14 protein-coding genes are annotated in these 13,195 nt (G+C 47.4%); all 14 read right to left on the bottom strand.

Annotated features, from left to right (window positions below; translation table 11 throughout):
* The 14 genes from rpsC to rpoC all read right to left on the bottom strand — a co-directional run bounded on the left by rpsC (position 1) and on the right by rpoC (position 13,166).
* Entirely contained in the window at positions 1-666 is a 666-nt protein-coding gene (gene rpsC, locus MKY82_RS30725; RefSeq protein ID WP_006212915.1) for a 30S ribosomal protein S3, read from the bottom strand.
* 13 nt (positions 667-679) lie between these two features.
* Entirely contained in the window at positions 680-1,012 is a 333-nt protein-coding gene (gene rplV, locus MKY82_RS30730) for a 50S ribosomal protein L22 (RefSeq protein WP_015737624.1), read from the bottom strand.
* Between the two features lie 36 nt (positions 1,013-1,048).
* A complete protein-coding gene (rpsS, locus tag MKY82_RS30735) occupies positions 1,049-1,324 on the bottom strand; it encodes a 30S ribosomal protein S19 (protein WP_006212917.1) in 276 nt (91 codons plus the stop codon).
* Between the two features lie 71 nt (positions 1,325-1,395).
* The gene (rplB, locus tag MKY82_RS30740; RefSeq protein WP_076326223.1) at positions 1,396-2,226 is read right to left on the bottom strand and encodes a 50S ribosomal protein L2; all 831 of its coding nucleotides are present in this window, start codon (positions 2,224-2,226) and stop codon (positions 1,396-1,398) included.
* 29 nt (positions 2,227-2,255) lie between these two features.
* Positions 2,256-2,549: a 50S ribosomal protein L23 gene (gene rplW / locus MKY82_RS30745; protein WP_006212919.1), complete on the bottom strand. Its 294-nt coding sequence runs from the start codon at positions 2,547-2,549 to the stop codon at positions 2,256-2,258.
* Positions 2,549-3,172 (bottom strand): 50S ribosomal protein L4, encoded by a 624-nt coding sequence (gene rplD, locus MKY82_RS30750; RefSeq protein ID WP_071221019.1) that lies wholly within the window; start codon positions 3,170-3,172, stop codon positions 2,549-2,551. Before rplD ends, rplW begins: the two co-directional genes overlap by 1 nt.
* A 26-nt stretch (positions 3,173-3,198) precedes the next feature.
* Entirely contained in the window at positions 3,199-3,822 is a 624-nt protein-coding gene (gene rplC, locus MKY82_RS30755) for a 50S ribosomal protein L3 (protein ID WP_009589211.1), read from the bottom strand.
* Positions 3,823-3,863: 41 nt separating this feature from the next.
* A complete protein-coding gene (rpsJ, locus tag MKY82_RS30760) occupies positions 3,864-4,172 on the bottom strand; it encodes a 30S ribosomal protein S10 (protein ID WP_009589214.1) in 309 nt (102 codons plus the stop codon).
* Positions 4,173-4,628: 456 nt separating this feature from the next.
* Entirely contained in the window at positions 4,629-5,819 is a 1,191-nt protein-coding gene (gene tuf / locus MKY82_RS30765) for an elongation factor Tu (protein ID WP_220683765.1), read from the bottom strand.
* Positions 5,820-5,914: 95 nt separating this feature from the next.
* Positions 5,915-7,996, bottom strand: coding sequence for an elongation factor G (gene fusA / locus MKY82_RS30770; protein WP_090914106.1), 2,082 nt, complete (start codon positions 7,994-7,996; stop codon positions 5,915-5,917).
* Positions 7,997-8,044: 48 nt separating this feature from the next.
* The gene (gene rpsG / locus MKY82_RS30775) at positions 8,045-8,515 is read right to left on the bottom strand and encodes a 30S ribosomal protein S7 (protein WP_006212929.1); all 471 of its coding nucleotides are present in this window, start codon (positions 8,513-8,515) and stop codon (positions 8,045-8,047) included.
* 53 nt (positions 8,516-8,568) lie between these two features.
* The gene (gene rpsL / locus MKY82_RS30780; RefSeq protein WP_006212930.1) at positions 8,569-8,988 is read right to left on the bottom strand and encodes a 30S ribosomal protein S12; all 420 of its coding nucleotides are present in this window, start codon (positions 8,986-8,988) and stop codon (positions 8,569-8,571) included.
* Between the two features lie 140 nt (positions 8,989-9,128).
* Entirely contained in the window at positions 9,129-9,380 is a 252-nt protein-coding gene (locus tag MKY82_RS30785) for a ribosomal L7Ae/L30e/S12e/Gadd45 family protein (RefSeq protein ID WP_015737626.1), read from the bottom strand.
* A 171-nt stretch (positions 9,381-9,551) separates the two neighbouring features.
* Positions 9,552-13,166: a DNA-directed RNA polymerase subunit beta' gene (gene rpoC / locus MKY82_RS30790; protein ID WP_194544705.1), complete on the bottom strand. Its 3,615-nt coding sequence runs from the start codon at positions 13,164-13,166 to the stop codon at positions 9,552-9,554.
* Positions 13,167-13,195 lie beyond the last annotated feature (29 nt).

Below are 13,195 nucleotides of genomic sequence, written 5' to 3' on the forward strand. Positions count from 1 at the left end.
TTAGTTGCCTCCTTCCTGAGCAGCTTGTTTCTTAGCCGTAGGAAGAACCTCTCCACGATAGATCCATACTTTCACGCCGATACGGCCGTAAGTCGTATGCGCTTCTGCTGTACCATAGTCGATGTCTGCACGAAGCGTATGAAGTGGAACAGTTCCTTCACTGTAGCCTTCCGTACGAGCAATCTCGGCTCCGCCAAGACGTCCGCTGACCGATGTTTTAATCCCTTTTGCTCCAGAGCGCATAGTTCTTTGAATCGCTTGTTTCAGTGCACGACGGAAAGATACACGACGTTCCAGCTGTTGTGCAATGCTTTCAGCAACAAGAATAGCGTCCAGTTCAGGGTTTTTGATTTCAGAAATGTTGATGTGAACTTTTTTACCGCCGGCAATTTTAGTCACTTGTCCGCGCAGTACTTCTACTTCGGAACCACCTTTACCGATAACCATACCTGGCTTCGCAGTGTGGATCGTCACGTTCACACGATTAGCCGCTCTCTCGATTTCGATACGGGATACAGCGGAGTCTTTCAATTTATTTTTCAGGTATTCACGGATTTTCACGTCTTCCAGCAAAAGATCACCGAAGTCTTTGCCTGCATACCATTTGGATTCCCAATCACGGATAATACCGATACGGAGTCCTACTGGATTTACCTTTTGGCCCACACGTTTTCCCTCCTTATTTTTCAGCTACCACCAAAGTAATGTGGCTGGTGCGTTTATTGATCCGGCTTGCACGTCCCATCGCACGCGGGCGGAAACGTTTCATAGTCGGTCCCTGGTTGACATAAGCTTGCGTCACAACCAATTTAGTTACATCCAAAGAGTAGTTATGCTCAGCGTTAGCGATAGCCGAGTTCAAAAGCTTCTCAACAACCGGAGATGCAGCTTTCGGAGTGTGACGAAGAATTGCGATCGCTTCGCCGACTTGCTTACCGCGGATCAAGTCAACAACGAGTTGAGCTTTACGAGGAGCAATACGAATCGATCTAGCATGTGCTTTTGCTTCCATATGTTTAACCTCCTCTCAAACAAAGAGCTTCATTAATTATCTTCTTGTTTTTTTATCATCTTCATGACCTTTGTAAGTACGAGTTGGAGCGAACTCACCCAACTTGTGTCCTACCATGTCCTCTGTTACATATACAGGTACATGTTTACGGCCATCGTATACTCCGAACGTGTGACCGATAAATTGCGGGAAAATAGTGGAGCGGCGGGACCAGGTTTTGATCACAGCCTTTTTGCTTGCGGCGTTCATGTCCTCCACTTTTTTGAGCAGATATCCGTCAATAAAAGGTCCTTTTTTCAAACTACGGCTCATATTGAAATCCTCCCTTCACCAAATTGTCTCGTTACCTTCGAGCCTGTCACGAAGTTATGCACAATCGCGCATTACTTCGTGCGGCGGCGAACGATATATTTGTCAGAAGCTTTACCTTTTTTACGTGTTTTGTAACCAAGGGTTGGTTTACCCCATGGAGACATAGGCGATTTACGTCCGATTGGAGCGCGGCCTTCACCACCACCGTGAGGGTGATCGTTAGGGTTCATGACGACACCACGTACTTCAGGACGTTGTCCAAGCCAGCGGCTACGACCAGCTTTACCGATTTTGATCAACTCATGGTCTTGGTTACCCACAGAACCGATAGTTGCACGGCAAACTTTCAGGATGCGACGAACTTCACCGGAAGAAAGACGAACAGTTACGTACTTATCTTCTTTACCGAGAAGTTGAGCTTCTGTACCAGCAGCACGAACCAATTGTCCGCCTTTACCTGGTTTCAACTCGATGTTGTGGATAACGGTACCTACCGGAATGTTTTCCAGTGGAAGTGAGTTACCGATCTTGATGTCAGCACCTACTCCAGATACTACTTGGTCTCCAACTTTCAGACCTTTAGGAGCGATGATATAACGTTTTTCACCATCTACATAGTGAATCAGAGCGATGTTGGAAGTACGGTTCGGGTCGTATTCGATTGTAGCAACGCGACCTGGAATGCCGTCTTTATTCCGTTTGAAGTCGATGATACGGTATTTACGCTTGTGTCCGCCGCCATGGTGACGAACCGTAATTTTACCTTGGTTGTTACGGCCAGCTGTTTTGCTCAGCGGAGCCAACAACGATTTCTCCGGCTGATTCGTGGTGATTTCTTCGAAAGTCGACACGGACATGTTGCGTCGAGCCGGGGATGTCGGTTTATACTTTTTAATAGGCACTGAATTTTCCCTCCTTACTTAAGAAATTCTTATTCAACCGATTCAAAGAACTCGAGCGGTTTGCTGTCTGGAGCCAAAGTCACGATTGCCTTTTTCCATTCGGTTGTGTAACCGGAATAACGGCCATAACGCTTTGGTTTAGCAGGAACACGCATCGTATTCACGTTCGATACTTTAACTTTAAAAATAGATTCGACAGCTTGCTTGATCTCGGTCTTGTTAGCACGGATATCCACTTCAAAAGCATATTTCAGCTCTGCCATGTAGTCAGCCGTACGTTCCGTGATCACCGGGCGCTTGATTATATCGCGTGGGTCTTTCATTACGCGAGCACCTCCTCTACCTTCTGAACTGCTTCCTTCGTAATGATCAGTTGATCGTACGACAGTACGTCAAGAACATTAATGCCGTCAGCCGCTACGAATTTCACACCAGGAATATTACGAGCGGAAAGGGCTACATTATCATCATAGCTTGGAGCAACGATCAGAGCTTTACGGCCTACTTTCAGGTTGCTAAGAATGTTAGCAAACTCTTTCGTTTTCGGCGCATTCAGCGTCAATTGATCCAATACGATAATCGCGTTGTCAATCACTTTGGAAGACAATGCGGATTTGATAGCCAAACGACGAACTTTCTTAGGAAGTTTAAATGTGTAGCTGCGCGGAGTTGGTCCAAATACCACACCGCCGCCTTTCCATTGTGGAGAACGGATCGAACCTTGACGAGCACGGCCAGTACCTTTTTGTTTCCAAGGCTTACGTCCGCCGCCGCGTACTTCAGAACGTCCTTTTACTTTGTGGGTACCACGACGAAGCGAAGCGCGCTGCAACAATACTGCACTGTGCAATACGTGTGCGTTCGGCTCGATGCCGAATACAGCTTCATTCAATTCTACTTCGCCAACTTGGCTACCGCTGACATTATAAAGTGCTACTTTAGGCATTGTTTGTTCCTCCTTTCTTTAGGCGATTATTTCTTCACCGTTTCTTTGATTTGAACGAAACCTTTTTTAGGTCCAGGAATGGAACCTTTTACAAGGATTACGTTACGCTCTGCATCGACTTTAACAACTTCGAGCTTTTGAATCGTAACTGTCTCATTGCCCATGTGACCTGGCAGGCGTTTTCCTTTAGGAACACGGTTTGCCTGGATCGAACCCATGGAACCTGGTCTACGGTGATAACGGGAACCGTGAGACATTGGTCCGCGGCTTTGGCCCCAACGCTTGATTACACCTTGGAAACCTTTACCTTTGGAAATACCCGTTACGTCAACAAATTCGCCTTCTGCGAAGACATCAGCCTTCAGCTCTTGTCCAACCTCGACACTCGCGAGGTCAACACCGCGAATTTCGCGAACGTAGCGCTTAGGCGCAGTGTTTGCTTTTTTCGCATGGCCTGCTTCTGGTTTGTTAGATCTGTTCTCTTTCTTATCAGAGAAACCGACTTGAATCGCTTCGTATCCGTCGTTTTCCAGATCTTTCTTTTGAAGAACAACACAAGGACCTGCTTCGATAACCGTTACAGGAATTACAACACCCTCAGGGGTAAACACTTGAGTCATTCCGAGCTTTCTACCTAAGATACCTTTCATGTTGACACCTCTTTTCTCTTCTCTAATTCATTATGCAATGCTTACAGTTTGATTTCGATATCTACACCGGACGGCAGGTCCAAGCGCATCAAGGCATCCACAGTTTGTGGAGTCGGGTTCACGATGTCGATCAAGCGTTTATGTGTACGCATTTCGAACTGTTCCCGAGAATCCTTATACTTGTGCACCGCACGGAGAATGGTAATTACTTGTTTCTCAGTTGGCAGCGGGATCGGACCGGATACACCAGCACCCGAACGTTTTGCTGTCTCAACAATTTTCTCAGCGGATTGATCAAGAACTCTGTGGTCGTATGCTTTCAAGCGAATACGAATTTTTTGCTTTGCCATTTTATTCCCTCCTTCTATCGCCCAATTTGGTATCGGACATACTCCGCGAAAATTTTCCAACCACCCACCTCATGGCAAAGGGGCCGGGTGTGTCGGTAACCTCTCACATCATCGCAACGTCGCAGAACAACATTCACTATTATATATAAAAGATAGGCGTATTGCAAGCACTAATTCATAATTAATATGTATTTGCATCATTAACCGAAAGTTGCAGGACTTGGTTAATAGACTTCATCGCTCACGCATATCATATTGTATGTGATCTCTTCTATATAATAGATAGTTTCGAATCTAAACCGCTAATATCCTTCGGATCTTGTAATCAGGTTACTCGAACCGATCTCAAATAGGAAAAGAGCCTGATCCAAAGGACCAGACTCTTTTATCAGGACATCACATTGTTACTCGTTACAATACACTGTTGCTATATTCAAGGCTGTTCGTAAGCCTTAATTATTTAATGATGCTTGCAACGGAACCAGCACCTACGGTACGGCCGCCTTCACGAATGGAGAACTTAGTTCCTTCTTCAATCGCGATTGGGTTGATCAGGCTCACCGTTACAGTGATGTTATCACCAGGCATAACCATTTCAGAACCCTCTGGCAAGTTGATCACGCCAGTTACGTCCGTAGTACGGAAGTAGAACTGTGGACGGTAGCCAGTGAAGAAAGGCTTATGACGTCCGCCTTCTTCTTTGCTCAGTACGTATACTTGAGCTGTGAACTCTGTGTGTGGTTTAACGGAAGCAGGCTTAGCAAGTACTTGACCGCGCTCGATTTGAGTACGCTCAACACCACGAAGCAATGCACCGATGTTGTCACCAGCTTGTGCGGAATCCAGCAATTTACGGAACATCTCAACGCCCGTAACAACGGATTTCTTAGTTTCTTCAGCGATACCAACGATTTCGATCTCGTCACCAACTTTGATCGTACCACGCTCTACACGACCTGTAGCAACGGTACCACGACCAGTGATGGAGAATACGTCCTCGACAGGCATCAAGAAAGGCTTGTCAGTGTCGCGCTCAGGCAATGGGATGTACTCGTCGATTGTTTTGAACATTTCAACGATTTTTTGTGCCCATTCGCCATCTGGGTTTTGCAGAGCTTCACGAGCGGAACCACGAGTGATCGGAGTGTCGTCGCCTGGGAAGTCATACTCGCTCAGCAGGTCGCGAACTTCCATCTCAACCAATTCCAAGAGCTCTTCGTCTTCAACCATGTCGCATTTGTTCAAGAATACAACGATGTAAGGAACGCCTACTTGGCGGGACAACAGGATGTGCTCACGAGTTTGCGGCATTGGGCCGTCAGCTGCGGATACAACCAGGATTGCTCCGTCCATTTGAGCAGCACCAGTGATCATGTTTTTAACATAGTCAGCGTGACCTGGGCAGTCAACGTGTGCATAGTGACGAGTATCAGTTTCGTATTCAACGTGGGAAGTCGAAATTGTGATACCGCGCTCGCGCTCTTCTGGAGCCTTGTCGATTTGGTCGAAAGACATTGCAGCACCACCGTAAGTTTTGGACAATACAGATGTGATTGCAGCTGTCAAAGTTGTTTTACCATGGTCAACGTGACCGATAGTACCGATGTTAACATGGGGTTTCGTACGTTCGTATTTAGCCTTTGCCATTTGAACAATTCCTCCTTAAGGGGATATATATGTTAGGCCGGAAGAGGAGTTAACGGGATGTTGGTCCCGCCTCCTATCCAGCAGGTAAAACGTTATTACTCTCCGCCTTTGATCTTGGACACAATTTCATCGGAGATATTCTTAGGAACTTCTTCGTAGTGGGAGAGTTCCATGGAGAACACACCGCGTCCTTGTGTACCGGAGCGAAGGGTAGTGGAGTAACCGAACATTTCGGAAAGAGGTACTTTCGCACGGATAATTTGAGTACCACCACGGGAGTCCATACCTTCGATACGTCCACGGCGGGAGTTCAGCATACCCATTACGTCGCCCATGTATTCCTCAGGCACGGTAACTTCAACTTTCATGATTGGCTCAAGCAGGACAGGCTTACACTTGTCTTTAGCTGCTTTCAGAGCCATGGAACCGGCGATTTTAAACGCCATTTCATTGGAGTCAACATCATGGTAAGAACCGTCAACGATTGTTGCTTTAACGTCAACAAGCGGGAAGCCGGCGAGTACACCGTTCTTCATTTGCTCTTCAATACCTTGTTGTGCTGGACCAATGTATTCTCTTGGTACCGAACCACCGACAACTTTGCTGTCGAATTGGTTACCGCTACCTGGTTCCAGAGGTTCGAACTCAACCCATACGTGACCGTATTGTCCACGACCACCGGACTGACGAACGAATTTACCTTCAACGCGAGCTGGTGCACGGAATGTTTCGCGGTAAGCTACTTGTGGTTTACCCACGTTAGTTTCTACCTTGAACTCACGACGCATACGGTCGATGATGATGTCCAAGTGAAGCTCACCCATACCTGCCAGGATCGTTTGGCCTGTTTCTTCATCAGTATGTGCACGAAGAGTTGGATCCTCTTCCGTCAACTTACCGAGAGCCACACCCATTTTATCTTGGTCAGCTTTTGTCTTAGGTTCTACTGCGATTTCGATAACCGGATCAGGGAAGTTCATGGACTCCAAGATAACCGGGTTTTTCTCATCACATAGTGTATCACCTGTACCCGTATCTTTCAAACCTACGGCAGCTGCGATATCTCCGGCGAATACTTCGGAAATTTCTTGGCGGCTGTTCGCATGCATTTGAAGGATACGACCGATGCGCTCACGCTTACCTTTAGTTGCATTCAGTACGTAAGAGCCGGATTGCAGTACACCGGAGTATACGCGGAAGAATGTCAGCTTACCAACATAAGGGTCCGTAGCGATTTTGAATGCCAAAGCCGAGAACGGCTCTTCATCGGAAGAATGACGGATAGCTTCAGTTCCATCTTCAAGGGTACCCTTGATGTCTGGAACGTCAGTTGGAGCCGGCAAATAATCGATTACGGCATCAAGCATCAGCTGAACGCCTTTGTTACGGTAAGAAGATCCACAGATAACCGGGAAGATCTTAACTTCGACAACACCTTTACGCAGAGCGGCTTTCAACTCAGCGATGGTGATTTCTTCACCTTCAAGATATTTCATTGTCAAGTCTTCGTCAAGTTCTGCTACCTTCTCAACAAGCTCGTTGCGAAGCTCTTCCACTTGATCCTTGAATTCTGCTGGAATTTCGGTTTCTTCGATATTTTGACCGAGGTCATCCTTATACATATAAGCTTTTTCCTCGATAATATCGATGATGCCAATGAAATCATTCTCTGCACCGATCGGAAGCTGAATCGCTACCGCATTCGCTTGCAGACGCTCTCTCATATCTTTAACTACGTTCAAGTAGTCGGCACCGATAATATCCATTTTGTTTACGTATGCGATCCGCGGAACTCCATAACGGTCTGCTTGTCTCCAAACAGTCTCCGACTGAGGTTCAACGCCCTCTTTCGCACTGAATACACCTACTGCCCCATCCAATACACGAAGGGAACGTTCAACTTCTACTGTGAAGTCAACGTGCCCCGGGGTGTCGATAATATTAACGCGATGACCCTTCCAAGAAGCGGTAGTCGCAGCGGATGTAATCGTGATACCGCGCTCCTGCTCCTGCTCCATCCAGTCCATTGTAGCTGCACCCTCGTGGACTTCCCCGATTTTGTGCGTACGGCCTGTATAGAACAAAATCCGCTCTGTAGTGGTCGTTTTACCAGCGTCAATATGCGCCATGATCCCGATATTACGTGTATTTTTCAAGGAGAACTCTCTTGTCGCCATGCGAATAGTCTCCCTTCAAAATTAGAAGTATTAATTAGTTGCTGAATCCTACCAACGGTAGTGAGCAAACGCTTTGTTCGCTTCAGCCATTTTGTGTGTATCTTCGCGTTTCTTAACGGAAGCGCCTGTGTTGTTGGAAGCATCGATGATCTCAGCCGCCAAACGCTCTTCCATGGTTTTCTCGCCGCGGTTGCGGGAGTAGTTTACGAGCCAACGTAATCCAAGGGATGTACGTCTCTCTGGTTTAACTTCGATCGGAACCTGGTAGTTAGCACCGCCGACACGACGAGCTTTAACTTCCAATACTGGCATGATGTTCTTGATAGCTGCTTCAAACACTTCCATCGGATCATTACCAGTACGTTCCTTGATGATGTTGAACGAATTGTAAAGGATGCTTTGAGCAACACCTCTTTTACCATCCAACATGATGCGGTTGATCAGACGAGTTACCAGCTTGCTGTTATACACTGGATCTGGCAGCACGTCTCTTTTAGTTACTGGACCTTTGCGTGGCATGGATATCCCCCTTTCTTCAGTCATGAGTCATGTTACGAAAACATGAGCATCAATTAGCTTTTTGCTTTAGGACGCTTCGTGCCGTATTTGGAACGAGCTTGCATCCGGTTGTTTACACCAGCGGTATCAAGTGCGCCGCGAACGATATGGTAACGTACACCCGGAAGGTCTTTTACCCGTCCACCGCGAACCAATACAACACTGTGCTCTTGCAAGTTATGTCCGATACCCGGAATGTAAGCCGTCACCTCAATGCGGTTCGTCAAGCGAACACGAGCATATTTACGAAGTGCGGAGTTCGGTTTTTTCGGCGTCATTGTGCCTACACGAGTGCATACACCGCGTTTTTGCGGAGCGCTCAAGTCGGTCTCCTCACGTTTCAAAGCGTTAAAACCTTTTTGAAGAGCTGGAGATTTCGATTTGTAAACTTTAGCTTGACGGCCCTTGCGAACCAGTTGGTTAATTGTTGGCATGCTAGCCACCCCCTTCCCGTATTTATCATTCGATTACAAACCTCGTTTAAGTCCACAGACCCAGGCGGTTCATAAAAGAACAAATGAAAAGTTTTTGCCGAGAGAAGTAACGTCTTCTCCAACAAAAACGATTTCTCAAATCATGATTTCAAGACAGCTACCATAGCTGCACCAACTTCAATACCGCATGCTTCTCCAAGCTCTATCATCGTGGGTACATAGTTGATATGCACGCCATTCTTATCACACTCGGATACGACTTTTGAAATCAAACGTTGGTCGCAATCTTCAGCCACATAAACCTCTGTAGCCAAACCGGATTCAACGGCCTTCATCGTTTGTTTGGTGCCAATCTTGATGTGTGCATCCTGTAATCCTTTATCATTAGACATAAGTCATTCCTCCAAAAGAACAGGGAACAAAGAAACTATTCACGCACCTTTGCTATATTAGCATCTGCCCTAATCGATGTCAAGCTATTAAATCAGGAAAAAAGAAACTTTGGGACGAGGAGGTCTTCCGCATCTTAAGATACGGAAATCTCCTCATCACCTGACTGTTTCTTAATCTATAGAAGCTGTTTCGAGTTCCTGACTTTCGTCATTCACATCGTTTTGTCCCTCGAACTTCACGCTGCGATAACGGTTCATACCGGTACCTGCAGGGATCAGTTTACCAATGATAACATTCTCTTTCAGACCAAGCAGCTGATCGACTTTACCTTTAATGGCAGCGTCAGTCAACACGCGAGTCGTCTCCTGGAAGGAGGCTGCTGACAAGAACGAATCCGTTTCGAGAGATGCTTTTGTAATCCCGAGGAGAACTGGTTTAGCAACCGCTGGTTCTTTCCCGGAGAGAATAGCGTCTTTATTAGCTGTCTCGTATTCATGCATATCCACGAAGGAGCCTGGCAGCAGGGTCGTATCTCCCGCATCAACGATACGGAATTTACGCAGCATCTGTCTGATCATAACTTCAACGTGTTTATCATTAATTTCTACGCCTTGGTTACGGTATACGCGTTGAACTTCCTGAAGGATGTAGTTCTGCACGCCACGGATACCTTTGATACGAAGCATTTCCTTCGGATCAATGGAACCATCGGTCAGTTCATCCCCGGCTTCAATTTGCTTGCCTTCGCTTACGCGCAGACGGGAGCCATAGGTAACAGCGTAAACCTTAGTCTCAGCTTCACCTTGTACTTCGATTTCACGACGGTCCTTCGTTTCGCGGATCTCTTTAACCACACCGTCGATCTCACTAATGGTCGCTTGACCTTTAGGATTACGGGCTTCAAAGAGCTCCTGGATACGCGGAAGACCTTGTGTAATATCATCGCCGGCAACGCCGCCTGTGTGGAACGTACGCATCGTGAGCTGTGTTCCCGGTTCGCCGATGGATTGAGCTGCGATAATACCAACCGCTTCACCAATCTCAACATGCTTACCAGTAGCCAGGTTACGGCCGTAACATTTTTTGCAGACGCCATAACGCGCACGGCAGCTCAAGATGGAACGAATTTGAAGCTTCTCAACGCCAGCTGCTACGATTTCCTCAGCTTTGTCGGAGTCAATCAATTCGTTACGGTTCACGATGATCTCTTTCGTTTCCGGATGACGGACAGTTTCAAATGCATAACGTCCCTCAATACGGTCGTAGAGATCCTCGATAACTTCTTTACCGTCCTGAATACGGCTAACGGTAAAGCCTTTATCCGTGCTGCACTCATCTTCGCGAACGATAACATCCTGGGCTACGTCAACAAGTCGACGAGTCAAGTAACCGGAGTCAGCGGTACGAAGCGCCGTATCGGCAAGACCTTTACGCGCACCGTGCGTGGACAGGAAGTACTCGAGTACCGTCAGTCCTTCACGGAAGTTCGATTTGATTGGGAGTTCGATGATACGACCCGACGGGTTCGCCATCAGACCCCGCATACCGCCGAGCTGGGTGATCTGCGATTTGTTACCCCGTGCTTTGGAATCTACCATGAGCATGATGGAGTTAAAGCGGTCCATCGATTTCATGAGTACATCCGTGATATCGTCCTTGGTCTTGGACCAGATATCGATAACACGATCATAACGTTCTTCATTCGTAATCAAGCCGCGGCGATATTGGTTCGTTACCACTTTAACCTTCTCGTCGGACTCTTTCAAAATTTCATTTTTCTCGTCAGGGACGATAACGTCGGATACCGCAACCGTTACGCCTGCTCGAGTGGAGTAGGTGAAACCGAGCTGCTTGATTTTATCCAAAATCACAGAGGTTTCCGTTGTATGGTACGTTTCGAAGCAGCGTGCAATGATGGAACCCAGATATTCCTTACCAACAGCACCGCTGATTGGCAGTTCCTGAATCACTTTTTGAATATCTGCACCCTTCTCGTATACGAAATACTTCTCAGGCGTGCCTTGCAGCAGGTTCGTACGAGTCGCTTCATTGATGTACGGGAAGCTGGCAGGGAAAATCTCGTTAAAGATAATCCGGCCGATCGTCGTAATCAAAATCGCATCCTGCTGTTTTTCCGTGAAGCTGGTTTTACCAAGAGCTTTCACCGGAATCGCTACGCGTGCATGCAGACCAGCTGCTTCACGCTGATAAGCGGAAACCGCTTCGTTCACACTGCCCAGAATCATGCCGGTACCTTTTTCTTCCTTGTTATCCATAGTCAGATAGAAGGAACCCAGTACCATATCCTGAGAAGGTGTAACAACCGGTTTACCGTCTTTCGGGTTCAAAATGTTACCCGATGCCAGCATCAAAAGACGTGCTTCAGCTTGAGCTTCAGCTGACAAAGGAACGTGAACCGCCATTTGGTCACCGTCAAAGTCAGCGTTATACGCTGTACATACGAGCGGGTGAAGACGGATCGCATGGCCCTCAACCAGAATCGGTTCAAATGCTTGAATACCGAGTCTGTGAAGCGTCGGTGCACGGTTCAGAAGAACCGGATGCTCTTTAATAACCTCTTCGAGCACATCCCATACTTCTGGACTTACACGTTCTACTTTGCGCTTCGCACTCTTAATATTATGTGCAAGGCCTTTGTTGACCAGTTCTTTCATAACAAACGGCTTGAAGAGCTCAAGCGCCATTTTCTTAGGCAGACCGCATTGATACATTTTCAGGTAAGGACCTACAACGATAACGGAACGACCGGAATAGTCAACCCGTTTACCGAGCAAGTTCTGACGGAAACGTCCTTGTTTACCTTTCAGCATGTGGCTGAGGGATTTAAGCGGACGGTTACCAGGACCTGTGACCGGACGACCGCGGCGGCCGTTATCGATCAGTGCATCGACAGCTTCCTGCAGCATGCGCTTCTCGTTCTGAACGATAATATCCGGCGCGCCGAGATCCAGCAGTCTTTTCAGACGGTTGTTCCGGTTAATAACACGACGGTACAGATCGTTCAAGTCGGAGGTCGCAAAGCGTCCACCATCAAGTTGAACCATCGGGCGAAGCTCCGGCGGAATGACCGGCAGCACATCCATGATCATCCACTCCGGATTGTTGCCGGAGTTACGGAACGCCTCAATTACTTCCAGGCGTTTGATGGCCCGGTTGCGGCGCTGACCCTGTGCAGTGCGCAATTCTTCCTTAAGGAACTCAAGCTCTTTGTCAATGTCGATGTCTTGAAGAAGTTTCTTAACCGCTTCAGCACCCATGCCTGCTTGGAATCCGTAACCGTACTTCTCACGGTAGCTGCGATATTCCTTCTCGGACAACAGTTGCTTCTTCTCCAGCGGTGTATCTCCCGGATCGGTTACAACATAAGATGCGAAGTAAATGATCTCCTCCAGAGATCGTGGGGACATATCCAGAGCCAGACCCATACGGCTTGGAATGCCTTTGAAATACCAAATATGCGATACAGGAGCCGCAAGTTCGATATGACCCATCCGTTCACGACGGACTTTAGCGCGTGTTACTTCAACGCCACAGCGATCGCAGACTACTCCTTTATAACGGACACGCTTATACTTACCGCAATGACATTCCCAGTCCTTCTGCGGACCAAAAATCCGCTCACAGAACAAGCCTTCTTTCTCCGGCTTCAATGTACGGTAGTTAATCGTTTCCGGCTTCTTCACCTCTCCGCGAGACCAAGAGCGAATTTTTTCCGGTGAAGCAAGACCGATTTTCATGTACTCAAAATTGTTAACGTCCAACAAGGAGCAACCCTCCTCAACCTAGTCCTATT

Origin of the sequence: Paenibacillus sp. FSL W7-1279 (genome assembly GCF_037969845.1) — a bacterium.
GTDB lineage: Bacteria > Bacillota > Bacilli > Paenibacillales > Paenibacillaceae > Paenibacillus_AQ.

Bases quoted from the DNA above. Each gene is read 5' to 3' on its own strand.
- rplC (WP_009589211.1), bottom strand. From the start codon at position 3,822: ATGAAAGGTATCTTAGGTAGAAAGCTCGGAATGACTCAAGTGTTTACC.
- MKY82_RS30785 (WP_015737626.1), bottom strand. From the start codon at position 9,380: ATGTCTAATGATAAAGGATTACAGGATGCACACATCAAGATTGGCACC.
- rplV (WP_015737624.1), bottom strand. From the start codon at position 1,012: ATGGAAGCAAAAGCACATGCTAGATCGATTCGTATTGCTCCTCGTAAA.
- rpsS (WP_006212917.1), bottom strand. From the start codon at position 1,324: ATGAGCCGTAGTTTGAAAAAAGGACCTTTTATTGACGGATATCTGCTC.
- rpsG (WP_006212929.1), bottom strand. From the start codon at position 8,515: ATGCCACGCAAAGGTCCAGTAACTAAAAGAGACGTGCTGCCAGATCCA.
- rplD (WP_071221019.1), bottom strand. From the start codon at position 3,172: ATGCCTAAAGTAGCACTTTATAATGTCAGCGGTAGCCAAGTTGGCGAA.
- rpsJ (WP_009589214.1), bottom strand. From the start codon at position 4,172: ATGGCAAAGCAAAAAATTCGTATTCGCTTGAAAGCATACGACCACAGA.
- fusA (WP_090914106.1), bottom strand. From the start codon at position 7,996: ATGGCGACAAGAGAGTTCTCCTTGAAAAATACACGTAATATCGGGATC.
- tuf (WP_220683765.1), bottom strand. From the start codon at position 5,819: ATGGCAAAGGCTAAATACGAACGTACGAAACCCCATGTTAACATCGGT.
- rplW (WP_006212919.1), bottom strand. From the start codon at position 2,549: ATGAAAGACCCACGCGATATAATCAAGCGCCCGGTGATCACGGAACGT.
- rpsL (WP_006212930.1), bottom strand. From the start codon at position 8,988: ATGCCAACAATTAACCAACTGGTTCGCAAGGGCCGTCAAGCTAAAGTT.